The organism is Herbaspirillum aquaticum, from assembly GCF_002213425.1.
GTDB lineage: Bacteria > Pseudomonadota > Gammaproteobacteria > Burkholderiales > Burkholderiaceae_D > Herbaspirillum > Herbaspirillum aquaticum.
In genome coordinates, this window is sequence record NZ_NJGV01000008.1 from 109122 (window position 1) to 132895 (window position 23774).

The following is a 23774-nucleotide window of genomic DNA, read 5'->3' on the forward strand; positions in this document are numbered from 1 at the left end:
ATGGTTCATACCCGCATGGTGGCCATATGAAGGCCTATGAGCACCAGATTATCCACTTTTTCCAGCGGCGTCTCGCCCGCTGCGAGGTAGGGCGCCAGCAGCAACCCGGCACCTCCGGCCAGCAGGCAGCGCAGTTGAGCGTGCGGACGCAGGCGCCGCCGTTCGGCCAGCGCATGCTCGATGGCGCCGACCTGGGCCGCGATGCAGCCGGCGACGATGGCATCGACGGTATTGTCCGCAAACATCCGTTCGGGCGGCGCAGCGCCATCGATGCGGGGCAACTGGGCCGTATTCAAGGCCAGCGAAGTGGCCATGGTGCCGAAGCCCGGCAGGATCATGCCGCCCTCGAAGCAGCCGTCGGCGCTGACCACATCGATGGTGGTGGCCGTGCCGCAGGTGGCCACCAGCAGTTCCTGATCCGGAAACAGCGCCCGCGCAGCGATGGCCGCAGCAAAGCGGTCGCAGCCCAGCTGGCCGGGATGGCGATAGCCATTGCGCACGCCGGCCCGCTCGGCAGTGGAAGCGAACCATTCGACGATCACGCGCGGCCCGAAGACATCGTGGAAGAGGGCCTGCAGGCTCTCGCGCAGGGCCGGGCCGGCGACGTTGGAGACGCAAACCTGCAGCGCTTCATCAGCAGCAGCCTGGCTGGCCAGTCCGCTCCAGTCCTGGGCCAGCGCCTCCACCTGGGCACGTTCCACTGCGCCTTGCTGCTGCCAGCGCGGCAGCGTACTCCGATCCGCATCGGCCACGACCGCCCACTTGATGCGGGTATTGCCGGCGTCGACCAGGAGCCTCATGCGTCTTGCAAGCGCAAGGAGACATCCCCGGCCAGGATCTCGACCTGTCCGCCCTCGGTGTCCATCAGGAATCGGCCCATCATGTCCACGCCCACCGCGGTGCCTTCCTGCAGCACGCGGCCATTCTCGACGATCTTGACGGCCTGCCCCGCATAGGCGTGGAAGGCTTCCCAGCGCTTGACGAAGGCCCCGAACCCGCGCGCCTCGAACTCTTCCAATACCCCTGCCAGCGCGCTGGCGATGATGGCCAGCACGGTTTCGCGCGGCGCCTTCTGCAATTCTGGCGCGGCACCGACGGCGCGCTGCAGTTCATCTTCCAGCCCCGGCGGGACCGCCAGGTTCAGTCCGATGCCGATCACGGCCCAGGTGCCATCCCCTTGGCGGCCATCGGCGGCGGTCTCGATGAGAATCCCCGCCAGCTTGGCGCCGTCGCGCAAAACGTCATTGGGCCACTTCAGTTGCGGCCGGATGCCGAACACTTCCAGCGCCTCGGCCAGCGCCACGCCCACGGCCAGCGGCAAGCCCAGCAGCGCATGCATGGGACGCTGCAGGCGCCAGGCCAGCGAAAAGGTCAGGGAATCTTCCGGGGCGGCGCGCCAGGGACGGCCGGCGCGGCCACGGCCGGCGGTCTGGCGGTCAGCCACCAGCAGCAACGGGCGCTGCAGGGACGACAGGCGCTGCATCAGGTCGACATTGGTGGAACCGGTCTCGGCCACGGCTTCGACATCGATGCGTTGCTGGCCCTGGGGATCGGATCCGGCCAGGAGCATGCCGATGCGCTCGAGACGCACCAGCGGCGCCGATTCAGGCTCGGCAGGCATGGGAAAGGTCAGTGTCATGCGCGCATTGTAACGGCAGAGCGCGCCTGCGCGGGGTGCCTGGCACGCTGCAATGGTAAAGACGGCAGCCAGCCGGCGCCGCCTGGCCCGAAATCGGTTACCCTCTGGCCCATGCCCGTGCCACCCGATTCCCGCTCCGAGCCTCCCGCTACCCCGGCCAGTGCGCCGGCAGCCTCGTCGTTCGCGCGCGTGAGCCTGCTGGTCTATACGCTGCTGATCGTCTACGCCAGCTGGTATCCCTTCTCCGGCTGGCGCGACATGGGGCTCAAGCCCTTCGATTACCTGGGCGCGCGCCTGCCTTACTACTGGACCGTGTTCGACGTCTGGACCAACGTCGCCGGCTACGTGCCGCTGGGCCTGCTGCTGGTGCTGGCCCTGCATCCGCGCCTGCGCCCCTGGTGGGCGGTATGGCCGGCCACGCTGGCCGGTGTGCTGCTGTCGGCCTGCATGGAGGCGGTGCAGACCTACCTGCCCACGCGCGTGCCCTCCAATCTCGACCTGCTGACCAATTCGCTGGGCGTGGCCCTGGGAGCCTTGCTGGGTGCGGCCTGCAGCCGTACCTTCCTGCAGGATAGCCGCCTCCTGATGCTGCGCCGGCGCTGGTTCTCAGGCGCGGCCGGACGCGGGCTGGTGGTGGCGTGGCTGTGGCCGCTGGCGCTGATCTATCCCCAGAATCACCTGTTCGGCCTGGGACATCTGGTGCCGCCGCTGTCGGCGTTCTTTTCCGACCTGTTCGACACCCCCATCGACCTGGCCACCACCTGGCTCAACAGCGCGCAACCCAGCGCCGAACAATATTGGCTGGCCGACGTCATCGTCACCGCCTGCGGCCTGACCGGCGCGGCCCTGCTGGTGCTGCTGCTGATGCGTCGCCAGGCCCCGCGCCGGCGACTGGTGACGCTCTACCTGCTGGCCTGCATTGCGACCAAGTCACTGGCCTGCGCCCTGTTCTTCGCACCGCAAAACGCCTTCGTCTGGATCTCGCCCAGTGCGGTGGGCGGCATCATGCTGGGCACCCTGATGATCGTCGGCCTGGCCTGGGCCCCGCCCACGGCGCAGCGGCGGGTGGCGGCACTGGCCTTGATCCTGAGCCTGGTGGTGACCAATGCGGTGCCGGCCAACCCCTACTATCTCTCCACCCTGGAAACCTGGGTACAGGGCAAATTCCTCAACTTCGACGGTGCCGCGCAGTTCCTGTCGGTACTGTGGCCCTTCCTGGCGATCTGGTTCCTGTTGCACCCGGTGCACCGCAGGCCGGGCTGAGCGAGGTGTATCATTGACGCTTTGCCGGCCTGCGCCGGCACTGCCGTCACTCTCCACAGGGCCTTCCATGAGCGATCAAGAGCAAGCGCAAGAACAACCCTATTACGAACATCACGTCTTCTTCTGCCTGAACCAGCGCAAGCCGGGCGAGCGTACCTGCTGTGCCGACAAGGGCGCGCAGGCCGCGCAGGAGCACGCCAAGAAGCGCATCAAGCAACTGGGCCTGTCCGCGCCCGGCAAGGTCCGCATCAACAAGGCCGGCTGCCTGGAGCGCTGCGAAGAAGGCCCGGTGGTGGTGATCTACCCGCAAGGCACCTGGTACACCTACGTCGACAATGAAGACATCGACGAGATCATCGACAGCCACATCGTCGGCGGCAAGGTCGTGGATCGCCTGAAAATCTGACGATATGAAAGTTTGATCAAGCTGCCGCCCGCAATGCCGGGCGCAGCAAGCCTCCCCTCATCCGTTTCCCCGCAAGCCATGAACGTACATACCCAACACTTCCAGATCGCCGGCGCCGTCGGCCAGCTCGAATGCGCGCTGGACCTGCCCGATCCCGAGCAGTTTGCCGCTCCCGTGGGCCTGGCCCTGGTGGCCCATCCGCATCCGCTGTATGGCGGCACGATGGACAACAAGGTCGCACAAACCCTGGCCCGCACCTTCCTGGCGCTGGGCTACGTGGCGGTACGCATGAATTTCCGCGGCGTGGGCAAGTCCGAAGGCGTGCATGACCACGGCGCCGGCGAGACCGACGACATGGCCCTGCTGCTGCAGCACATGCGCGCGCAGTATCCGGAGCTGCCGCTGGCCTTGGGCGGATTCTCCTTCGGCACCTTCGTGCAGGCGCAATTGCAGCAGCGCCTGCTGCAACAGGACGCCGCCTCGGCTGCCGAGCGCCTGGTGCTGGTCGGCACGGCCGCCGGCAAGTGGCCCATGCCGCCAGCCCCGGCCAATACCATCCTGATCCACGGCGAGCAGGACGAGACCATTCCCCTGTCCGCCGTGCTGGACTGGGCGCGCCCGCAGGAGCTGCCGGTGGTGGTGATTCCGGGCTCGGATCACTTTTTTCACCGCAAGCTGCAACATATCAAGAACGTCGTGGTCGAAAGCTGGCATCGCCGCCCGGCGCAGCTTCAGGCCTGAAGATTTCCGGCACGACCGGTGTTCATCCGGAAGCATGGCGGCGCTGTACGAGGCCAGGACCAGGGTGCATGCCGGTATCGTGAGGGGATTTTCGGGGATGAAGATCCATTCAATTGGGAACGATGCCACATGACGTTTTATAATTCAGTGCGGCCAGCCAGACCGGCGCAGCGCGCCATTGCGGTTGTTCGCATCGATTGACCAGACTGATCCGTCCTGCCTCACCCTCTTTTCAAACCAACAGCTACGATGTTCCCCCGTGCTGGCAATTTTTCTTAGGCACCGATGAAAAAGCTTCTCGCGGCATTCGCCGCAACCGTCCTTTCCCTTTCCGCCCTGACCGCCTCCGCCCAAAGCCTGCCGCCGCCGACCGTGGCGGCCAAGAGCTGGCTGCTGCTCGATGCCTCGGCCAACCAGGTCATCGCCTCAGCCGACCCCGATACCCGCGTGGAGCCGGCCTCCCTGACCAAGCTGATGACCGCCTACCTGGCCTTCGCCGCCCTGCGCGACAAGCGCCTGAGCCTGGAGCAGGAAGTCAGCGTTTCGGTCAACGCCTGGAAGGTCGATCCGAGCAGCTCCAAGATGTTCATCGAGCCCAACAAGCCGGTCTCGATCGACAACCTGTTGTACGGCCTGATCTCGGTGTCCGGCAATGATGCCGCCGTGGCCGTGGCCGAAGCGGTCTCCGGCACCGAAGATGCCTTCGTGCAGCTGATGAACCGCGAAGCGCAGCGCCAGGGGCTGACCAACACCCACTTCAGCAATCCGCATGGCCTGCCCAGCGCCGACACCTACACGACCGCGCGCGACCTGTCGATCCTGTGCCGCAACCTGATCAACGACTTCCCCGACTATTACAAGCGCTTTTACTCGGTCAAGAAGTTCACCTACAACAACATCACCCAACCCAACCGCAACCGCCTGCTGTGGCTGGATCCGACGGTCGACGGCATGAAGACCGGCCACACCTCCAGCGCCGGCTATTCGCTGATCACCTCGGCCCATCGCCCGGTGCCCAACGGCGAGCGTCGCCTGATCTCGGTGGTGATCGGTACCGTGTCCGACCAGGTCCGCACCCAGGAAAGCCAGAAGCTGCTGAACTGGGGCTTCCAGAACTTCGACGCCGTGAAGCTGTACGCCAAGGGCCAGGCCGTGGATACGCCTGACGTGTGGAAGGGTTCGCAGGGCAAGATCAAGGTCGGCTTCAAGAACGATGTCTACATCACCATCCCCAAGGGCAGCGCTGACAAGGTCAAGACCAAGCTGGAACGCAATGATCCGCTGATCGCCCCGATCTCGGAAAACGCCAAGGTCGGTACCCTGAAGGTGACCATCGATGACAAGACCGTGGCCGAACTGCCGGTGATCGCACTGGAATCGGTGGGCCCGGCAGGCTTCATCGGCCGCGCCTGGGACTCGCTGCGTTTGATGTTCAAGTAATCATCAGGCAGTTCCGCCGCCACGGCGGCAGATGAGCAAGTCAAGAAAACGCCATCGGTCAGCCGATGGCGTTTTTTCATCTGCGCTGCCAAGACCACGCATTGCATACCGATACGTATCCGCAAACCCTTGGATGCATCGGATCACATACCCCAGGCCAGAAACAAAAACGCCACCGGCGAACCGGTGGCGTTTCTTTTACTGCCTTACTGGCTGGCCGGAATCAATCAGGCCGCAACCGCTTCCTTGGCCACAGCCGGTGCCACATCATCCGCCGACGAACGGATGAGGTGATCGAAAGCCGACAGAGCAGCGGTAGCCCCTGCGCCCACGGCGATGACGATCTGCTTGTACGGCACCGTGGTCACGTCGCCGGCCGCGAAGACGCCAGGAATCGAGGTCTGGCCCTTGGCGTCGATCTCGATCTCGCCGTGCTTGGACAAGGCCAGGGTTCCCTTGAGCCATTCGGTATTGGGCACCAGGCCGATCTGGACGAACACGCCTTCCAGCGCCACGTGCTTGACCTCACCGGTGTCGCGTTCCTTGTAGCTGATGCCGTTGACGCGCTGGCCGTCGCCGGTGATCTCGGTAGTCTGTGCCGAGGTTACGATGGTCACGTTGGGCAGGCTCTTGAGCTTGCGCACCAGCACCGCATCAGCCTTCAGTTCGGCTGCGAACTCAATCAGGGTCACATGGGCGACGATACCGGCCAGGTCGATGGCCGCTTCCACGCCCGAGTTGCCGCCACCGATCACCGACACGCGCTTGCCCTTGAACAGCGGACCATCGCAGTGCGGGCAATAGGCCACGCCCTTGTTCTTGTATTCCTGCTCGCCCGGCACGTTGACGTTGCGCCAGCGGGCACCGGTGGACAGGATCACGGTCTTGCCCTTCAACACGCCGCCATTGGCCAGCTTCACTTCGATCAGCTTGTCGCCCGGCACCAGGGCTTCGGCACGCTGTACGTTCATGATGTCGACGTCATAGGCCTTCACGTGCTGTTCCAGCGCGGTGGCGAATTGCGGGCCTTCGGTTTCCTGCACCGAGATGAAGTTTTCGATGGCCAGCGTATCGAGCACCTGGCCGCCGAAACGCTCGGCCACCACGCCGGTACGGATGCCCTTGCGCGCTGCATAGATGGCAGCGGCTGCACCGGCGGGGCCACCGCCGACGATGAGCACGTCATACGGCTCCTTGGCGCTCAGTTCTTCACCCTTGCGGGCAGCGGCACCGGTGTCGAGCTTGGCGAGGATCTCTTCCACGCCGGTACGGCCCTGACCGAAGACTTCACCGTTCATGTAGACGGTCGGCACGGCCATGATCTGGCGTTGCTCGACTTCACCCTGGAACAGCGCGCCGTCAATGGTCACCGACTGGATGCGCGGATTGATGATGGACATCACGTTGAGCGCCTGCACGACTTCCGGGCAGTTCTGGCAGGTCAGCGAGACGTAGGTCTCGAAGCGATAGTCGCCGTCCAGGTTCTTGATCTGCTCGATGACCTTGTCGTCGAGCTTGACCGGGTGCCCGCCGACTTGCAGCAGCGCCAGCACCAGGGAGGTAAATTCGTGGCCCATGGGGATCGCGGCGAATTCGACGCTGATATCGGTCCCGGGGCGGTTCAGTTTGAAGGACGGGGTACGTCCCTGGGCATCGGCACCGCGTTGCTCGACCAGCTTGATGCGGTCCGAAAGCAGCACGATGTCTTGCAGGAGTTCCTGCATCTCACGGGACTTGGCGCCATCATCGAGCGACGCGACGATCTCGATCGGGTGGCTGACCTTTTCCAGATAGGCCTTCAATTGGGTCTTGAGATTGGCATCAAGCATGATGATTACTTCCTCGTTGAGAGATTCTAGGGTCGCCCTGACCACGGCCTCGCCCTTGTGGGGGTCGGCCGCTTGCCCGGGGGGAGCGGGTCAGGACGGATACTGCGGGATATTCAGTGCGGCGCCAGCCGGAGAACAGCGCTTGGCTGGCGCGATACGGCGGGATGTTGCTTAGATCTTGCCGACCAGATCCAGCGAAGGCTTCAGGGTGGCAGCGCCTTCTTCCCACTTGGCGGGGCAGACTTCACCCGGGTGCGATGCCACGTACTGGGCGGCCTTGACCTTGCGCAGCAGTTCCGAAGCGTCACGGCCGATGCCGTTGTCATGCACTTCCATGACCTTGATTTCGCCTTCCGGATTGATCACGAAGGTGCCGCGCAGTGCCAGGCCTTCTTCTTCGATCAGCACTTCGAAGTTGCGTGCCAGGGTGGCGGTCGGGTCGCCCACCAGCGGGTACTGGACCTTCTTGATGGCTTCCGAGGTGTCGTGCCATGCCTTGTGAGCGAAGTGGGTGTCGGTGGACACGCCGTAGATTTCAACGCCCAGCTTCTTGAATTCAGCGTAGTTGTCGGCCAGATCTTCCAGCTCGGTCGGGCACACGAAAGTGAAGTCGGCCGGGTAGAACACGAACACGGACCACTTGCCCTTCAGGGTGGCTTCGGTGATGTCGACGAACTTGCCATCGTGGTAAGCGGTTGCCTTGAACGGCTTGATAGTGGTGTTGATCAGGGACATTGTCGATTTCCTTTTAAAGGGGGTTGAGTGAAGCGATGGGTTGAATAGTAGAACGCCAAACAAAATAGATCAATTTTATTTAATCAATACTTTTGATTGGATTTAACTATCAGTCTTGAGGATCTGGCTATCGGCAGTGCCGGCGAGCGCAAAACGAGGGCGATCACCGAAAATACATGGCGTCGGCCTGCGCCGATGCAAGCACGGCACTGGCCAATCTCTGGCCGTGATCGCTTAAGATGAAACACTCCCGGCCGCGCCATGAGCAGGTGCGAGCGGAAGTGGGAGCAATGTTACTGCAAGCACGCCGTTCTTGTGCAGGCGCACAAGCTGACCAATCCCGACCCTGATGAACCGATGAGCGAGCACCGTCCCCAACCTGGCCACCGCGCCGATTTCCAGCATTTTCACGCCATTGCGACACGCTGGATGGACAACGACGTCTATGGCCACGTCAACAATGTCATCTACTACAGCTGGTTCGATACCGCCGTGAACCATTACCTGGTGCAGCGGGGCGTGCTGGATATCGAGCGAGGGGAAGTGATCGGGCTGGTCATTGAAACGCAGTGCAACTATTTCGCTTCCGTCGCCTTTCCGGACTTGATCGAAGTGGGCATTCGGGTGGCGCATCTGGGCCGCAGCAGCGTGCGTTACGAGCTGGCCATCTTCAAGGCGGGGGAGGAGACTGCCGCTGCGCAAGGCCATTTCGTGCATGTGTACGTGGATCGTGGCAGCCGCAGGCCGGTGGCGTTGCCGGAGGCATTGCGGGCGGCGCTGATGCCGCTGACCTTGCTGATGCCTGGCTGAAAAACCCGTCCGCCAGATCCGCCACGCAAAAAGAAAACGCCCGCCGCATCACTGCGGCAGGCGCTTCCTGTCTTCTCCGAACCGGTCAGCTTAGGCTGCCAGCTTCTTCTCCAGCTTGTCCTTCACGCCCTGCAGTTCGACCGGCAGCTTGTGCTTGAGCTTGTCGAACAGTTCGGCATGCAGCTCCAGTTCCTTGGCCCAGGCGGCCTTGTCGATGGAGGTGATGGTGGCGAATTGTTCGGCGCTGAAGTCCAGGCCTTCCCATTGCAGGTCATCGAAGCGCGGGGTGAGGCCGAACAGATGCTCGACACCGCCGGTCTTGACGCCCTGCGGATCCTCGATGCGGTCCAGCATCCACTTCAGCACGCGCATGTTGTCGCCGAAACCGGGCCAGACGAACTTGCCATCGGCATCGGTACGGAACCAGTTCACGCAGTAGATCTTGGGCAGCTCGGCAGGCGAGGCGGCGATCTTCTTGCCGATGTCCAGCCAGTGCTGGAAGTATTCGCTCATGTTGTAGCCGGCAAACGGCAGCATGGCGAACGGATCGCGGCGCACCACGCCCTGCTGGCCGACAGCCGCAGCGGTGGTTTCCGAACCCATGGTCGCGGCCATGTAGACGCCTTCGACCCAGTTGCGGGCTTCGGTCACCAGCGGCACGGTGGTGGAACGGCGGCCACCGAAGATGAAGGCCGAGATCGGCACGCCGGCCGGATCGTCCCAGGCCGGATCGATCACCGGGTTCTGGGTGGCTGCGACGGTGAAGCGGGCGTTCGGATGCGCTGCCTTGCGGCCGGTTTCCTTGCCGATTTCCGGGGTCCAGTCCTTGCCCTGCCAGTCGATCAGGTGCGCCGGGGCCTCCTTGGTCATGCCTTCCCACCACACGTCGCCGTCATCGGTCAGCGCCACGTTGGTGAAGATGGTGTTGGCCGAGACCGAGGCCATGCAGTTGTAGTTGCTCTTTTCGTTGGTGCCCGGGGCCACGCCGAAATAGCCGGCTTCCGGGTTGATGGCATACAGGCGGCCATCGGCACCCGGCTTGATCCAGGCGATGTCGTCACCGATGGTGGTGACCTTCCAGCCGCCGAAGGCCTTGGGCGGGATCAGCATGGCGAAGTTGGTCTTGCCGCAAGCCGAGGGGAAAGCGGCGGCCACGTAGTGCTTCTTGCCTTCCGGGGATTCCACACCCAGGATCAGCATGTGCTCGGCCAGCCAGCCCTGGGCGCGGCCCATGGTGGAGGCGATGCGCAAAGCGAAGCACTTCTTGCCCAAGAGCGCATTGCCGCCGTAGCCCGAACCGTAGGACCAGATCTCGCGGGTTTCCGGATAGTGGACGATGTATTTGGTGGCATTGCACGGCCAGGCCACATCCTTCTGGCCAGCTGCCAGCGGTGCGCCCACGGTGTGCACGCAAGGCACGAACTCGCCATCGCTGCCCAGCACGTCATACACGGCTTTGCCCATGCGGGTCATGATGCGCATGTTCACGGCCACATAGGGAGAGTCGGACAATTCCACGCCAATGTGGGCGATGGGCGAACCCAGCGGACCCATCGAGAACGGCACCACGTACAAGGTGCGGCCGGCCATGCAACCGTCGAAGAGACCGTTCAGGGTCTGGCGCATCTCGGCCGGATCGGTCCAGTTGTTGGTCGGGCCGGCGTCTTCCTTGTTCTGCGAGCAGATGAAGGTGCGGTCTTCCACGCGGGCCACGTCCGACGGATCGGAACAGGCCAGGTAGCTGTTGGGACGCTTGGCTTCGTTGAGCTTCTTCATGGTGCCGGCGGCAACCATTTCAGCGCACAGGCGATCGTATTCTTCCTGCGAACCATCGCACCAGTAAATGCGAGCCGGCTTGGTCAGCGCAGCGATTTCGGCGACCCAGTTGATCAGTTTCTGGTGTTTGACGTAGGCGGGCGCATTGACTGCGGGAATGCCTGCCATGAGGGGTTGGTTCATATGCTACCTCCAATGCCACAAGTTGATGAATTCGGTTGGCACGGCAGGATCGTCGTTGCACGGATCCGGCGGAATGAACACGCCAGTCAGCAGTACGGCGGTCTTGTCGGTGGCAGCCGTCTCCAGGAGCCCGGCTACCCACCCCGCCTCCTTGCTGGCGGCGGGTTTTGCTCACTCTTCGACAGTCGAGAGTGCAGGAAAGTGGCAGCGATTGTACCCCGATAAAACGGAATTTACGCAAATTTGTAGCGAAAAATACCCGACTTATGTAGTAGGTAATTACAAATCAAAAAAAATCTGTTTTTTCATTACCGTGACATATAACAGCCATTCCTTGATAAACCGCATAAACACTGGATTTGCGGGGCATTGCGGCCGACGAGCCATTCACGTTGTGAATATCTCCTGCAGAAATGCGACAAAAACTTTCACCTTGGCTGTCTCCCGGCGTGTCGGCTGGTAAAGCGCCACGATGTCCGGACCGGCCACCTGCCATTCCGGCAGTACCGGCACCAGGCTACCCTCCTGCAAGGCTGGATCGAGGGTCACCGACATCTGCTGGATGATGCCCCCGCCGGCCTGCGCCGCAGCCACCATGGATTCCACGTGATCCATGGCCAGCAGGCCCTTTGGAATATGCGAGCTTTCCACGCCGTCACGGCCAAAACGCCAGGGCTTGACCATGCGCGTGCGCGGGTTCATGAAACCCAGGCAGGCGAACTGGTCCAGCGCCTCGGGCGTCTGCGGCCAGCCGTGCTGCTGCAGGTAGGACGGTGCCGCGCAGCACAGGTAACGGGTACCGGCCAGCTTGCGCGCCACCATGCCGGAGTCGGCCAGGGTGCCGATGCGCACCACCACGTCCAATCCCTCTTCCACCATGTCGACCATGCGGTCGCTGACGGTCACGCGCAGTTCCAGTTCGGGATATTGGCGCAGGAAGCGCGGCAGCGCCGGCGCCACGTAACGCCGGCTGATGACGCTGGGCAGGTCGACGCGCAGCAAGCCAGCCGGGCGCGTATCGGAAGCCCGCAAACCCGCCTCCAGCTCGCCCATGTCGGCCAGCAGCCGCAGCGCCTGCTCATGGCAGTGACGCCCCTCTTCGGTGAGCGACATGCTGCGCGTGGTCCGATTGAGCAGGCGCACCTTGAAATGCGCCTCCAGTGCGGCGACGTGGTTGGTCACCGAGGACGTGGACATGGAGAGCTTTTCAGCCGCCCGGCTGAATGCCCCCGCCTCGACCACGGTGCAAAAGACCTTGAGCATATCCAGTCGGTCCATGGTGTTCTCCCTGTGCTGTCGATATCAGTGCGCTGATTCTAGGGCATGGCGCCCTGCCGATTATTCGCCGATGCGCAATTCTGACTTTGGCGCCGCCCGCTTTTTCGGCGCAAGGCAAACCGGGAGACTGCGTGCATCGACCTGCCGCCTTGCGGTGAGGCGATGCTTTCACCACCCAGACCATCATCAGGAGTCATCATGTCCAACGCCCCTTCCCTCATGCAAGCCGCCCTGCTGCCCCGGTTCGGCACCCCGCTGTCGATTGCCCCCATCGAGGTACCGACGCTGCGCCCCGGCCAGGTGCTGGTGCGCATCGCCGCCAGCGGCGTCAATCCGCTCGATGCCAAGATCCAGGCCGGCAACGCCGCCCACGCCCAGGCCCGCCTGCCGGCCATCCTCGGCATCGACCTGGCCGGCGTGGTCGAGGCGGTCGCGCCTGGCGAAACCCGTTTCGTTGCCGGTGACGAGGTCTATGGCATGACCGGCGGCATCGGCGGCGTGCCCGGTTCGCTGGCCCAGTTCGCCGCCGTCGATGGCGACCTGCTGGCCCACAAGCCGCGCAGCCTGGACATGCGCCAGGCCGCCGCCCTGCCGCTGGTCTTCATCACCGCCTGGGAAGGCCTGGTCGAGCGCGCCCGCGTACAGCCCGGCCAGAAAGTGCTGGTGCATGGCGGCGCCGGCGGGGTCGGCCACATCGCGGTGCAGATCGCCCGTGCACTGGGTGCCGAGGTCTACGCCACCGGCAGCGCCGACCAGAAGGGCCTCATCGAGAGCCTGGGCGCCACCGCCATCGACTACCGCAGCCTGCAGGTGGAAGACTACGTGCAGCAATACACCGACGGCAAAGGCTTCGACGTCATCTATGACACCGTCGGCGGCGCTACCCTGGACGCCTCCTTCGCCGCGGCCCGCCGCTATGTCGGGCACGTCGTCAGCTGCCTCGGCTGGGGTGCGCACAAGCTGGCGCCGCTCTCCTTCCGGGGTGCCACCTATTCGGGCGTCTTCACCCTGCTGCCCCTGCTGACCGGCGAAGACCGCGCACGCCATGGCCAGATCATGCGCGAAGCCGCGCGCCTGGCCGATGCCGGGAAATTGCGCATCCTGATGGACGAACGCCGCTTCACCCTGGAGCAGGTCAACCAGGCCCACGCCCTGCTGGCCGAGGGGCAGGCGCGCGGCAAGCTGGTCATCGACATCGGCAGGTGAATGGCGGGGAATCGGCCCCGGCAGCGCGGCCCGTGCCGAATCCCGGCAATCGCTTTATGATGGACGCCCACGCCGGCCACCCAGGTGGCCGGACACCGCCCATCAAGAGTGCCAGGAGACTTCCCATGAAAATCGCCATCCTCGACGACTACCAGGATGCCGTGCGCCACCTCGACTGCTTCGGCCTGCTCGACGGCCACGACGTCAAGGTCTTCACCAACACCGTGCGCGGCGTCGGCCAGCTGGCCGCGCGGCTGGCGCCGTTTGACGCCGTGGTGCTCATCCGCGAACGCACCGCCCTCACCCAGCCCCTGCTGGAAAAACTCCCCCTGCTCAAACTGATTTCCCAGACCGGCAAGGTCAGCGGCCATGTGGACGTGGCCGCCGCCACCGCGCGCGGCATCGCCATCGTCGAAGGCGTGGGCGACCCCACCGCACCGGCCGAATTGACCTGGGCCCTCATCATGGCCGCCATGCGCCGCGTGCCGCAATACTGCAGCGCCCTGCGCGCGGGCGCCTGGCAGCAGGTCTCACCCACCCCGCATCACAACCTGATCGGCACCGCCCTGAAGGGCCGTACCCTGGGCATCTGGGGCTACGGCAAGATCGGCAAGCTGGTGGCCGGCTACGGCCGCGCCTTCGGCATGCAGGTAGTGGTGTGGGGACGCGAGGCCAGCCGCGAACAAGCCATCAAGGATGGCCTGCAGGCCGCCGCCAGCAAGGAGGATTTCTTCGCCCAGGCAGACGTGCTGAGCCTGCACCTGCGCTTGAACGACGCCACACGCGGCATCGTCAAGGCCAGCGACCTGGCCCACATGAAGCCGACCGCCTGCTTCGTCAACACCAGCCGTGCCGAACTGGTCGAGGCCGATGCGCTGGAAGCGGCCCTGCAAGCCGGCCACCCCGGGCTGGCCGCGCTGGATGTCTTCGAGCGCGAGCCGCTGCCGGTGGATTCACCGCTGCTGAAGATGGACAACGTGGTGGCCGCGCCGCACCTGGGCTATGTGGAAAAAGACGGCTATGAACTTTACTTCCGCGCGGCCTTCCAGAACATCGTCGACTACGCCGCCGGGACGCCGAAGAACGTGCTCAATCCTGAGGCTCTGGGGTGATGCGGTGAATGGTTCTGACCGGCGGGTCATAGGTCAGCTGGGGCATGGCCCCGGCGCGCTTCCACAGGTGCCGCCAACCCGGCGGCCAGGGTAGTGGCGGACCGGCGTATTCGGGGACATTGCGCCGGATCGGGATCACCGGCAGGTGTTCCGGGATGCTGCCGTTGCTGTGCCAGCCGAGGCTGAAGGCGTAATCCGGCAGGAGCGTGGCGCAGACCAGTTCGAACCAGCTGGCGTGGGCCTCGTCCTCGCCCAGCGCCTGGGCCAGTCCTTGCGGGTCGAACTGGGCCAGCAGGCGCGCCAGTTCCTCGGGGGACGAGGAGGGCCCATCACCCCAGCCCATCACCGGATTGAAGTTGTAATCGGCCCCCGAGCCATACCAGCCTTCGCGCCAGGGCCGCTCGATCCAGTTGCGCGGGCCGCTGAAGAGATGCCAGCGCCAGTGCAGTCCGGACGGCTTGGGCCAGCTATAGAGGTAGAGCCGCTGGTAGCCGGCACGATGCAGCTCGCGCACCATGGCCATCAGGCGCGCATGCGGCATGCGGTCCGGCGGGGCGCGACGGAACAGGATGGGCGTGCCATCGGCATGCTGCACTTCGTCCGACGACAGGTTCAGGTCCAGGGTGCGCACCTCGCTGCCGAAGCGCGCAGAAATCCAGCCCGTCATCAGGTTGACGAGCACGATCACGCCATAGCCGCGATGGCGGTGGAAGATGACGGTGCCGGGTGCCAGAGGTTTCATATCCGGTCCATTATAAATGTCCTTGGAAAATCGCTCCGGCCCCGCCCGTCTCCCCACGAAAATGAAGCTACCTGCGTGTAAGATAGCGCCTGCCAGCAGCCATTGCGGCGGCTATCCGGGGGGAAGCGGCTGGCACGCGGCGTCCGGGATCGCATCTTGCTTATCCCGCGATGTGAATATTTTGACCAGTTGGAAGATAGGAAACCCATGAGCCTGCGCATCATCGCCACCGGTGGCACCTTCGACAAGCATTACGACGAAATCGCAGGCCAGCTTGGCTTTGGCGAGAGCCACCTGCCGGACGTCATCGCCCGCGCCCGCATCACCACCGAAGTCTCCCTGGAAACCCTGCGCCTGCTCGATTCGCTGGAGATGCAGGACGGCGACCGCCAGCGCGTGCTGCAAGCCTGCCAGGCCTCGGCGCAACAGGCCATCGTCATCATCCACGGCACCGACACCATGCAGCAGACCGCCCAGGTGCTGGGGCAGGCGCTTACCGACAAGACGGTGGTGCTGACCGGCGCCATGATCCCCTACGAGATCGCCAACTCCGACGCCTTCTTCAACTTCGGCTTTGCCTGCGGCGTGGCCCAGGTGTTGCCGCCGGGCGTGTATGTGGCGATGAACGGCCGCATCTTCGCCTGGAACAAGGTTGCCAAGAACCGCAGCGCGGGCGTCTTCGAGCCGATCTGACCGCAGCTACTGGCAGGCCCCGTCCTTCAGCGCGGCGCCTGCCGCTGCGCCCAGTCGCGGCAGAACGACAGCAGGGCCGAGAGGCCAGGTGAAGGCGCGCGATGGCGGCTGATTACCATATAGAAATGCCGGCGCAAGGTCGGCAGGGGCGTGTCCAGTTCGACCAGCTTCTTCGATTCGATCAGATCTTCCACCACCGAGCGTGACAGGCAGCTGATGCCCAGGCCTTCGGCGGTAGCGCGCTTGATGGCTTCCGAATTGCCGAACTCGAAGGACGACGGCAGGTGATGCAGGTAGGGAATGAGCGCATGCTCGACCGCCTCGCGCGTGCCGGACCCGGCCTCGCGCAGCAGCCAGTCGGCCTCGCGCAGCATCTTCAGGGTGATCTTGCGGCGCGCGCGGACGATGGGGTGTTTGGGTGCAGCCACCACGATTAGTTCATCGGTCATCCACGGTTCCACATGCACATCATCGGCATGGCAAGGCCCCTCGATGAGCCCGGCATCCACTTCGAAATTGACCACCGCATCGACGATGTCGGCCGTATTGGCGACCAGCGCGCGCACCCGCGCTCCTGCATGGCTGCGCCGGTAGGCCGCGATCATCGCCGGCAGCAGATAGCTGCCAATGGTGGTGGAAGCACCCAGGTGCAGGTCGCTGCCGGCGGCCGGATCGCTGAACTGGCGCTCGATGGTCTGGGCAGCATCCAGCATGTGGCGCGCCTGCGGCAGCAGCAGGCGGCCGCTGTCGTTCAACACCAGCCGCTTGCCGACACGGTCGAACAACTGCACGCCCAGCAGGCTCTCCAGTTCATTGAGCGCTGCGCTGGCCGCCGACTGCGACAGCGCCACCAGGCCAGCTGCCGCCGTGGTCGAGCCCGACTGGGCCACGGCCAGGAAAATCTGCAATTGCCGCAGCGTGATCCTCATCGATCCTCCTTTATGCATTTCTGACATGGGGGTGCGCAGAAAACGTCACCACGCCTCTACCTGCTCAACAGGTAGATATTAGCAAAATAACGCGTTTTTCTTTTATAGGCCCGGCGCGTAAAGTGCACTCCATCGACAGCACACCTTACATGGAGAGCCCCATGCGTACCGCCATCCAGACTCCCTCCCTGCCGCCGGCCGCCGCCGGACTGGCGCTGTCAGGCGCCGTCGCCTGGGCCGCCATGAGCCTGGGCAATATCGGCTGGCTGCAGAATCACGGTTTCTCGGCCCTTACCGTGGCCATCGTGCTGGGCATCGTGATCGGCAACACCGTCTATCCGCGCCTGGGGGCGTATTGCGGCGAGGGCGTGCGCTTTTCCAAGCAGACGCTGCTGCGTGCGGGCATCATCCTCTACGGATTCCGCCTCACCTTCCAGGACATCGCCCACGTCGGCATGGCCGGTGTGGTGATCGATGCGGCCATGCTGCTCTCCACCTTCGGGCTGGCCTGGCTGGTCGGTACCAAGCTGTTGAAGCTGGATCGCGATGCCGCGCTCCTGATCGGGGCCGGCAGCTCGATCTGCGGCGCGGCAGCCGTCATGGCCACCGAGCCGGTACTGCGCGCCCGTAGCGAGCAGGTCACCGTGGCGGTCTCGACCGTGGTCATCTTCGGTTCGCTGGCGATCTTCCTCTATCCGCTGCTCTATACGTTGCAGGCCGAACCGGTGTGGGGCCTGCGCCTGCCGGACTTCGGCGTCTATATCGGCTCCACCGTCCATGAAGTGGCGCAGGTACTCGCCGCTGCGCGCTCCATCGACCAGCACACGGCTGACGTGGCGGTGATCACCAAGATGGTCCGCGTGATGATGCTGGCGCCCTTCCTGCTGATGCTGTCGATGAAGGCGGCGCCGTCCGTCACCGGACACCAGCACGAGCACCGCAAGCTGTCCATCCCCTGGTTCGCCTTTGCCTTCATCGGTGTGGTGGTGTTCAACTCCTTCTTCCCGCTGCCGGCCGCCGTCAACCAGCTGGTGCTGCAGGCCGATACGCTGATGCTGGCCATGGCCATGGCGGCCCTGGGCTTGTCGACCCACCTCTCGGCGCTGCGCAGTGCGGGCATCAAGCCCATGATCCTCGGTGCGGTGCTGTTTGCCTGGCTGGTGATCGGTGGTGCCCTGGTCAATGGCGCATTGGGACGCTTGCTGGCCTGAGCGGCCTGAGCCTGACCGGATCCCATCAAGCAAAAAGGCGCGCTCCGCAGGGAGCGCGCCTTATTTGTTGCATCAGGAAAACTGACTCAACGGCAAACCTGGTTCAGTTTCTTCAATGCAGCTCACCGCGCTGGGTCAGTTCACGGATGATGCGCACCGTATCGATATCGGCTTCCTGGTAGGCCGAGCGGCGGAAGTTGTCATAGAAGGCTTCTTCGCCGGTGACGTCCTCGGGCTTGCCGTCGTCGTATTCAAAACGCACGAACAGGACATCGGCCTGTGGTTCCTCGATGGTCATGCTCATCCGCGAAGCCGGGATCTCGCCCTGCGCGGGCACGTCATAGAGCACCTGGATCTGCGGCAGGTAGGTGACCTTGTCGATGATGACCAGCTCGCCATAGCGCAACTCGCGGCGCACGCTGTCCAGGCTTTTGTCGGAGAGGCGGCAGTCGTCCAGGTGCGGCATGAACAGGCGCGGCGACTCCGCCCGCAGGACCAGGCCGCGCCAGAGCTGCTCGCGGGTCAGGGAATCGATCAGCGGATTGGTCGGATCGTTGATCTGGATGAGATGGTTGAATTTCATGGTTGCTCTCGTGTTGTTGTTGCCGCCGGCAATGCGGGCATTGTCCCACAGGCGCCGCCGGGCCGGTCGGGCGGGCTGCTACAATGGCGCCTCGTTTCTTCTCCTGCCCACGCCGATCGCCTCCGTATGTCCGCACCCTCCTTCGGCCTGAACAAGCCGCAAAGCGAAGCCGTCCACTACATGGCCGGGCCCTGCCTGGTGCTGGCCGGTGCCGGTTCGGGCAAGACCCGCGTGATCACGCAGAAGATCGCGCACCTGATCGAGAATTGCGGCTACGAATCGCGCAACATCGCCGCGCTCACCTTCACCAACAAGGCCGCGCTGGAAATGCAGGAGCGCATCGCGAAGCTGCTCAAGGACCCCAAGCAGGCCAAGCACCTCACGGTCTCGACCTTCCATTCGCTGGGCGTGAAGATCCTGCGGCAGGAGTCCAAGCATCTGGGGCTGAAGGACCGCTTTTCAATCATGGACAGCGACGATTGTTTTTCCCTCGTGCAAGAATTGGCGGTCACCACCGACAAGGCCATCATTCGCGGCATCCAGAATTCCATTTCCTTGTGGAAGAACGGCCTGGTCGATCCCGATCTGGCCGAAAAGAATGCCCGCACCGAAGACGAAGCCCAGGCCGCGCGCATCTATCGCAGCTATGTGGCCACGCTCAAGGCTTACCAGGCGGTCGATTTCGACGACCTGATCCGCCTGCCGGTGGAGCTGTTCCGCAGCAACGAGGAAGTGCGCGACCGCTGGCAGCGCAAGCTGCGCTACCTGCTCATCGACGAATACCAGGACACCAACACCTGCCAGTACGAACTGGTCAAGCTGCTGGTGACCGGCGTGGGCAAGAAGCCGATGTTTACCGCCGTGGGTGACGATGACCAGGCCATCTATGCCTGGCGCGGCGCGACCATCGAGAACCTGAAACTGTTGGGCGTGGATTTCCCCAACCTGCACCTGATCAAGCTGGAACAGAACTATCGCTCCAGCACGCGCATCCTGCAGGCGGCCAACGCGGTGATCTCCAACAATCCCAAGCTGTTCGACAAGACCCTGTGGTCCGAACACGGGCTGGGGGACCCGATCACCGTCATGGCCATGGATGACGAAGAAGCCGAAGCTGACCAGATCGCCATCACGCTCTCGGCGCACCGCTTCGAGCGGCGCGCCAAGTTTGCCGATTATGCGATTCTCTATCGCGGCAACCACCAGGCGCGCATCCTGGAAAAATCCTTGCGGCGCGAACGCATCCCCTACGTGATGTCGGGCGGGCAGAGTTACTTCGACCGTGCCGAGATCAAGGACATCATTGCCTACCTGCGCCTGATTGCCAACCAGGACGATGACCCGGCTTTCATCCGCGCCGTCACCACGCCGCGCCGTGGCGTCGGCCAGGCGACCTTGGAAGTGCTGGGCACGCTGGCCGGGCAGTGGCAGTGTTCGCTGTTCGAGGCGGTCTACAAGGGCGGCCTGGAAGACAAGCTGACCGACCGCCAGCTGCTGCCGCTGCGCAAGTTCTGCGACTTCATCAATGCGCTGGAATCGCGCGCCACGCGGCCGGGTCCGTCGGGCAGCGGCGAAGAGGCCGGCCGGGTGCTGGACGACATGATGGAGGCGATCAACTACGAGTTCTACCTCTACGACAGCTTCGAGGAACGCGCGGCGCAGGCGCGCTGGCAGAACGTGGTGGACTTCATCAACTGGTTGAAGGAGCGTGCCTGTGGCGGGCGCGATGGCGAGGGCGAGGAAAAGAACCTGCTGGAGATCACGCAGATGGTGGCGCTGATGAGCATGCTCGAAGGGCGCGACGAAGAACAGGATGCGGTGCGCATGTCGACCCTGCATGCCTCCAAGGGACTGGAGTTTCCGCACGTGTTCCTGGTCGGTGTGGAGGAAGGCATCCTGCCGCACAAGGGCGACCCCGACACCCCGCCCGAGGCTGCTGCTGCGCGCGTGGAAGAGGAGCGCCGCCTGATGTACGTGGGCATCACCCGTGCGCAGCGTTCGCTGCACCTGTCCTGGTGCAAGCGCCGCAAGCGCGCCAAGGAAGTGATCGAATGCCAGATCTCGCGCTTCGTCAAGGAGATGCGCCTGGATGAAGGCGAAGCGGTGCCGCAGGAGAGCGAGAAGATCACGCCGCAGGCGCGGCTGGCCAATTTGAAGGCGTTGTTGCAGAAGCCGCGCAATACGCCGGAGCAAAGTTAGCACCTGGCGTATCGGGGACTGACAGGGCGGCTTCTCTTACCCCGCTGCATCCATCCGTTTGACCGTCATTGCCTCACAACGAGTGGACCGGAAATCAAAACTGCCAAAATGATTTGGCAAAAAATCGAATTACTTCCATTGAGAAAGTGCCTCGTGCAACGGAGACTGTCGCCTTCGTCGCCCGAGGCCTCTGCTCTACCGAGGAGTCCATGGGCATTGGCCGCATCCGGGACGTCCTCTTCCAAACCGGGCAGGCGCGCTTCGCAAGAAGTCCTGCGTTTTTTTCCTGTTTGTTCACTGGCATGGTCCCGACTGCGCGAATTCTCTCTGGAAGCCGCATCGCATGCCCTCCCCCTCGCCGAATCATTCACCACGCCCCCACGCGCGCATCACGCAGCATCGCCGGCTGCTCCAACTGGACTCTCCACTCGGGCCAGACGTCCTCTTGCCACAACGGCTCATCGCCACCGAGCGACTTAACGACGGCTACGAAGTCACCGTCGATCTGCTGACCACGCACACCGGCATTGCGCTGGAGCAGTTGATTGCGCAGCCAGTCACCCTATGGATCCGGCAGCATGAAGGCGACACCCTACCCTGGCACGGCTACGTGCATACCGCAAAGCGCCTGGGCAGTGACGGCGAGATCGATTTCTGCCAGCTCTCGTTCTCTTCGTGGCTGCATTTCCTGCGCTTTCGCAAGGACGCGCGGATCTGGCAGGACAAGCGGACCGAGGACATTCTCGCTGACGTCTTCAACAACCATCCGCAAGCACGCGGCCATTACCGCTTTGTCCTTGAACGAACTTACGTCCCGCGATCCTATTGCACCCAGTACGAAACCGACTGGCATTTCGTCCAGCGCCTGATGGAAGAAGAAGGCTGGTTCGCCCATCACGAGCAGCGGGAAGATGGCAGCGGCCACGTTCTGGTCATCACCGACAATACCTGGAACCTGCCCGGCTTGCCCCGGCAAGGCATCGCCTTCCACGGCGCCGGTCCGCGCGATGAGCTCGACAAGATCCTGCATTGGAGCGCCAGCCGCACGCTTTCCTCCAAGACATGGCGAGGCCGTAGCGACGACTACAAATCGCCTCGCATGCAGAAGGAGGCCGAAGAACAGGTGATGCCCGAATACGGCCACCTGCCCGCGCAGCTGGAGATGTATGAATACACCGGCGCTTACAGTTTCAGGCTGCAGGAAGACGGCAATCGCCAAGCCGATCTGCAAGTTGAGCAATGGGAGTCTGCCATGCAGCGCTACGCAGCCGTCTCGGGCGTGCGCAATCTGGCCTGCGGGCGCTGGTTCAGGCTGGAAGAACATCCCCAGTACCGGACCGAGCCCGACAGGGAACGCCAGTTCGTCATCCTCGCCATCGACTGGTTCATCGAGAACAACCTGCCCCTGTCGCATCAGGCGCTGGATTTTCCGGGCAGCCTGAAAGGCACACTGATGGCCTTCAAGGAGTCGATCCGGCGCGAACGGCAGGTCGATGAAACGGACAACGAGCACACCGGCCATTGCTTCAAACGCTTCGAGGTACAGCGCCGCAAGCTGCCGCTTCGTGCTGCGCGCACGCATGCCAGGCCGCTCATGCTGCCGCAGACGGCCATCGTCGTGGGGCCGGCCAGTGAGGAGGTCTATACCGATCACCTCGATCGCATCAAGGTCCAGTTCCGCTGGGACCGCATCAATCCCGGCAACGAGGCGGCGTCCTGCTGGGTGCGGGTGAGCTATCCCAATGCCGGCCAGTCCTGGGGGGCCATCCAGGTGCCGCGCATCGGGCAGGAAGTCATCGTGTCCTTCCTCAACGGCGACCCTGACCGGCCAGTGGTGACCGGTCGCTTGTTCAACGGGGAGCAGCGTCCGCAGTGGCATACCGACGGACGGCTCTCGGGCGTGAAATCCAAGGAGTTCGGCGGCACCGGGTTCAACCAGATGGTGATGGACGATACCCCTGAGCAAAGCCAGATTCATCTCTACAGCACCAATACCCATGCGCAATTGAATCTCGGCCACCTGGTCAGCCAGACGGGCAATGAGCGTGGCGCCTTCTTCGGCAGCGGCTTCGCGCTCAGTACCGATGCCTATGGCGCCATCGTCACGCACAAGGGCTTGTACATCAGCACCTATGGACGGCCAGGCGCACAGGGAGCGCAACTCGATGCCAATGAGGCTACCGGCCAGCTGAAATCCGGCGCGGCCCTCAGCAGGACCCTGTCGGAAACCGCAGCGAAAGCTGGTGCGGAACCCTTGGCAGGACAGGAAGCATTGCGCGATTTCATCGATGCTACGCAGGGGGATTACGAGGATCCGTCGCAGGCGCAGGCCAATCGTTTCAAGCAGGCCGTTCTGCTGGCGGCCTCCCCGGATGGCATTGGCCTGACTACGCCCAAAGGCGTACATGCGCATGCTGGTGCGGATCTCACGTTGTCATCGGGAACGGATACCAGCATCGCTGCCGGCAAAAGCCTGCTGGCCAGCGTGGGCGAGAAGATCAGCCTGTTTGCCTTCAAGGCCGGGATCAAGCTGTTCTCCGCAAAGGGCAAGGTGGCGGTGCAGGCGCAGAGCGATGATTTGGACCTGATTGCCGAGAAGGTGGCGCGACTGCTGTCGACGAGCGGGCGGGTGGAGATTCGCGCCAAAGAAGAAGTGCTCATTACGGCAGGAGGCTCCTTCATCCGGCTCAACGCATCGGGAATCACACAAGGGACCTCAGGAGCCTGGGAGGCCAAGGCCGCTACCCATTCCATGCCGGGTCCGACAACCCTGGCCTACGAGATGAACAAGTCATCGGCGGCCCTGCCGTTCGACGAAGGGTTCGTACTGCGGTGGCCGTATGACCAATCCCCTGTCAAGAACCGGCGCTTTGAGATCGTCCGCGGCGATGGCACCAAAGTACGTGGTGTTACCGACGCACAAGGCAAGACCGGCCTGCAGAAGAGTCTGTTCGTCGAGAACACCTCCCTGCGCATCCTTCCTGAATAGCGACCTCCAT

At 63.6% G+C, this 23774-nt stretch carries 20 protein-coding genes; 11 read left to right on the forward strand and 9 right to left on the reverse strand.

What is annotated here, in order from left to right; genetic code table 11:
* Positions 1–5: 5 nt before the first annotated feature.
* On the reverse strand, positions 6–800 hold the full coding sequence (locus tag CEJ45_RS10525; protein WP_088755082.1) for a type III pantothenate kinase: 795 nt from the start codon (positions 798–800) through the stop codon (positions 6–8).
* Entirely contained in the window at positions 797–1639 is an 843-nt protein-coding gene (locus CEJ45_RS10530) for a biotin--[acetyl-CoA-carboxylase] ligase (RefSeq protein WP_088755083.1), read from the reverse strand. The genes CEJ45_RS10525 and CEJ45_RS10530 overlap by 4 nt, the downstream gene beginning before the upstream one ends.
* Before the next feature lie 111 nt (positions 1640–1750).
* On the opposite strand from CEJ45_RS10530, the gene CEJ45_RS10535 reads away from it, so the two are divergent.
* From CEJ45_RS10535 to CEJ45_RS10550, 4 genes are all read left to right on the forward strand, one after another.
* Entirely contained in the window at positions 1751–2902 is a 1152-nt protein-coding gene (locus tag CEJ45_RS10535; protein ID WP_088755084.1) for a VanZ family protein, read from the forward strand.
* 67 nt (positions 2903–2969) lie between these two features.
* Positions 2970–3308 (forward strand): (2Fe-2S) ferredoxin domain-containing protein, encoded by a 339-nt coding sequence (locus CEJ45_RS10540; RefSeq protein WP_088755085.1) that lies wholly within the window; start codon positions 2970–2972, stop codon positions 3306–3308.
* A gap of 78 nt (positions 3309–3386) precedes the next feature.
* Positions 3387–4049 carry an alpha/beta hydrolase gene (locus CEJ45_RS10545; RefSeq protein ID WP_088755086.1) on the forward strand — a complete coding sequence of 221 codons (663 nt, stop codon included), beginning with the start codon at positions 3387–3389 and terminating at the stop codon, positions 4047–4049.
* 285 nt (positions 4050–4334) lie between these two features.
* Entirely contained in the window at positions 4335–5489 is a 1155-nt protein-coding gene (locus tag CEJ45_RS10550; protein WP_088755087.1) for a D-alanyl-D-alanine carboxypeptidase family protein, read from the forward strand.
* Between the two features lie 227 nt (positions 5490–5716).
* On the opposite strand, the gene ahpF is transcribed toward CEJ45_RS10550, so the two are convergent.
* A complete protein-coding gene (gene ahpF, locus CEJ45_RS10555) occupies positions 5717–7318 on the reverse strand; it encodes an alkyl hydroperoxide reductase subunit F (RefSeq protein WP_088755088.1) in 1602 nt (533 codons plus the stop codon).
* 171 nt (positions 7319–7489) lie between these two features.
* The gene (ahpC, locus tag CEJ45_RS10560; protein WP_008332872.1) at positions 7490–8053 is read right to left on the reverse strand and encodes an alkyl hydroperoxide reductase subunit C; all 564 of its coding nucleotides are present in this window, start codon (positions 8051–8053) and stop codon (positions 7490–7492) included.
* A gap of 357 nt (positions 8054–8410) precedes the next feature.
* On the opposite strand from ahpC, the gene CEJ45_RS10565 reads away from it, so the two are divergent.
* Positions 8411–8863, forward strand: coding sequence for an acyl-CoA thioesterase (locus CEJ45_RS10565; RefSeq protein WP_088755198.1), 453 nt, complete (start codon positions 8411–8413; stop codon positions 8861–8863).
* Between the two features lie 90 nt (positions 8864–8953).
* Here CEJ45_RS10565 and CEJ45_RS10570 read toward each other — a convergent pair whose 3' ends face one another.
* Together CEJ45_RS10570 and CEJ45_RS10575 are read right to left on the reverse strand one after the other, a co-directional pair.
* Complete coding sequence (locus CEJ45_RS10570) at positions 8954–10822, reverse strand: phosphoenolpyruvate carboxykinase (GTP) (RefSeq protein WP_088755089.1); 1869 nt, start codon at positions 10820–10822, stop codon at positions 8954–8956.
* 387 nt (positions 10823–11209) lie between these two features.
* Entirely contained in the window at positions 11210–12100 is an 891-nt protein-coding gene (locus tag CEJ45_RS10575; protein ID WP_088755090.1) for a LysR family transcriptional regulator, read from the reverse strand.
* A 198-nt stretch (positions 12101–12298) separates the two neighbouring features.
* Between CEJ45_RS10575 and CEJ45_RS10580 the strand changes: the two genes are divergently transcribed.
* Both CEJ45_RS10580 and CEJ45_RS10585 read left to right on the forward strand, forming a co-directional pair.
* The gene (locus tag CEJ45_RS10580; protein WP_088755091.1) at positions 12299–13306 is read left to right on the forward strand and encodes a zinc-dependent alcohol dehydrogenase family protein; all 1008 of its coding nucleotides are present in this window, start codon (positions 12299–12301) and stop codon (positions 13304–13306) included.
* A 125-nt stretch (positions 13307–13431) separates the two neighbouring features.
* Positions 13432–14418, forward strand: coding sequence for a D-2-hydroxyacid dehydrogenase family protein (locus CEJ45_RS10585; RefSeq protein ID WP_088755092.1), 987 nt, complete (start codon positions 13432–13434; stop codon positions 14416–14418).
* Here the strand turns inward: CEJ45_RS10585 and CEJ45_RS10590 are convergent.
* Positions 14396–15160 (reverse strand): hypothetical protein, encoded by a 765-nt coding sequence (locus CEJ45_RS10590; protein WP_034330392.1) that lies wholly within the window; start codon positions 15158–15160, stop codon positions 14396–14398. The genes CEJ45_RS10585 and CEJ45_RS10590 overlap by 23 nt on opposite strands.
* A gap of 207 nt (positions 15161–15367) precedes the next feature.
* Between CEJ45_RS10590 and CEJ45_RS10595 the strand changes: the two genes are divergently transcribed.
* Complete coding sequence (locus CEJ45_RS10595; RefSeq protein ID WP_088755093.1) at positions 15368–15853, forward strand: asparaginase domain-containing protein; 486 nt, start codon at positions 15368–15370, stop codon at positions 15851–15853.
* A gap of 26 nt (positions 15854–15879) precedes the next feature.
* Here CEJ45_RS10595 and CEJ45_RS10600 read toward each other — a convergent pair whose 3' ends face one another.
* Positions 15880–16782, reverse strand: coding sequence for a LysR family transcriptional regulator (locus CEJ45_RS10600; RefSeq protein ID WP_088755094.1), 903 nt, complete (start codon positions 16780–16782; stop codon positions 15880–15882).
* Positions 16783–16943: 161 nt separating this feature from the next.
* Between CEJ45_RS10600 and CEJ45_RS10605 the strand changes: the two genes are divergently transcribed.
* Positions 16944–17993 carry a YeiH family protein gene (locus CEJ45_RS10605; RefSeq protein WP_088755095.1) on the forward strand — a complete coding sequence of 350 codons (1050 nt, stop codon included), beginning with the start codon at positions 16944–16946 and terminating at the stop codon, positions 17991–17993.
* A 112-nt stretch (positions 17994–18105) separates the two neighbouring features.
* Here the strand turns inward: CEJ45_RS10605 and CEJ45_RS10610 are convergent, their stop codons facing one another.
* Entirely contained in the window at positions 18106–18576 is a 471-nt protein-coding gene (locus tag CEJ45_RS10610; protein ID WP_088755096.1) for an SRPBCC family protein, read from the reverse strand.
* A 126-nt stretch (positions 18577–18702) separates the two neighbouring features.
* On the opposite strand from CEJ45_RS10610, the gene CEJ45_RS10615 reads away from it, so the two are divergent.
* Both CEJ45_RS10615 and CEJ45_RS10620 read left to right on the forward strand, forming a co-directional pair.
* Complete coding sequence (locus tag CEJ45_RS10615) at positions 18703–20775, forward strand: UvrD-helicase domain-containing protein (protein WP_088755097.1); 2073 nt, start codon at positions 18703–18705, stop codon at positions 20773–20775.
* 343 nt (positions 20776–21118) lie between these two features.
* Positions 21119–23764, forward strand: coding sequence for a type VI secretion system Vgr family protein (locus CEJ45_RS10620; protein ID WP_088755098.1), 2646 nt, complete (start codon positions 21119–21121; stop codon positions 23762–23764).
* Positions 23765–23774 lie beyond the last annotated feature (10 nt).

Bases quoted from the DNA above. Each gene is read 5' to 3' on its own strand.
- ahpC (WP_008332872.1), bottom strand. From the start codon at position 8,053: ATGTCCCTGATCAACACCACTATCAAGCCGTTCAAGGCAACCGCTTAC.
- CEJ45_RS10595 (WP_088755093.1), top strand. From the start codon at position 15,368: ATGAGCCTGCGCATCATCGCCACCGGTGGCACCTTCGACAAGCATTAC.
- CEJ45_RS10620 (WP_088755098.1), top strand. From the start codon at position 21,119: ATGCCCTCCCCCTCGCCGAATCATTCACCACGCCCCCACGCGCGCATC.
- CEJ45_RS10610 (WP_088755096.1), bottom strand. From the start codon at position 18,576: ATGAAATTCAACCATCTCATCCAGATCAACGATCCGACCAATCCGCTG.
- CEJ45_RS10615 (WP_088755097.1), top strand. From the start codon at position 18,703: ATGTCCGCACCCTCCTTCGGCCTGAACAAGCCGCAAAGCGAAGCCGTC.
- CEJ45_RS10575 (WP_088755090.1), bottom strand. From the start codon at position 12,100: ATGGACCGACTGGATATGCTCAAGGTCTTTTGCACCGTGGTCGAGGCG.
- CEJ45_RS10570 (WP_088755089.1), bottom strand. From the start codon at position 10,822: ATGAACCAACCCCTCATGGCAGGCATTCCCGCAGTCAATGCGCCCGCC.
- CEJ45_RS10565 (WP_088755198.1), top strand. From the start codon at position 8,411: ATGAGCGAGCACCGTCCCCAACCTGGCCACCGCGCCGATTTCCAGCAT.
- CEJ45_RS10525 (WP_088755082.1), bottom strand. From the start codon at position 800: ATGAGGCTCCTGGTCGACGCCGGCAATACCCGCATCAAGTGGGCGGTC.
- CEJ45_RS10605 (WP_088755095.1), top strand. From the start codon at position 16,944: ATGCGTACCGCCATCCAGACTCCCTCCCTGCCGCCGGCCGCCGCCGGA.
- CEJ45_RS10535 (WP_088755084.1), top strand. From the start codon at position 1,751: ATGCCCGTGCCACCCGATTCCCGCTCCGAGCCTCCCGCTACCCCGGCC.
- ahpF (WP_088755088.1), bottom strand. From the start codon at position 7,318: ATGCTTGATGCCAATCTCAAGACCCAATTGAAGGCCTATCTGGAAAAG.
- CEJ45_RS10600 (WP_088755094.1), bottom strand. From the start codon at position 16,782: ATGAGGATCACGCTGCGGCAATTGCAGATTTTCCTGGCCGTGGCCCAG.
- CEJ45_RS10530 (WP_088755083.1), bottom strand. From the start codon at position 1,639: ATGACACTGACCTTTCCCATGCCTGCCGAGCCTGAATCGGCGCCGCTG.
- CEJ45_RS10580 (WP_088755091.1), top strand. From the start codon at position 12,299: ATGTCCAACGCCCCTTCCCTCATGCAAGCCGCCCTGCTGCCCCGGTTC.
- CEJ45_RS10550 (WP_088755087.1), top strand. From the start codon at position 4,335: ATGAAAAAGCTTCTCGCGGCATTCGCCGCAACCGTCCTTTCCCTTTCC.
- CEJ45_RS10585 (WP_088755092.1), top strand. From the start codon at position 13,432: ATGAAAATCGCCATCCTCGACGACTACCAGGATGCCGTGCGCCACCTC.
- CEJ45_RS10590 (WP_034330392.1), bottom strand. From the start codon at position 15,160: ATGAAACCTCTGGCACCCGGCACCGTCATCTTCCACCGCCATCGCGGC.
- CEJ45_RS10545 (WP_088755086.1), top strand. From the start codon at position 3,387: ATGAACGTACATACCCAACACTTCCAGATCGCCGGCGCCGTCGGCCAG.
- CEJ45_RS10540 (WP_088755085.1), top strand. From the start codon at position 2,970: ATGAGCGATCAAGAGCAAGCGCAAGAACAACCCTATTACGAACATCAC.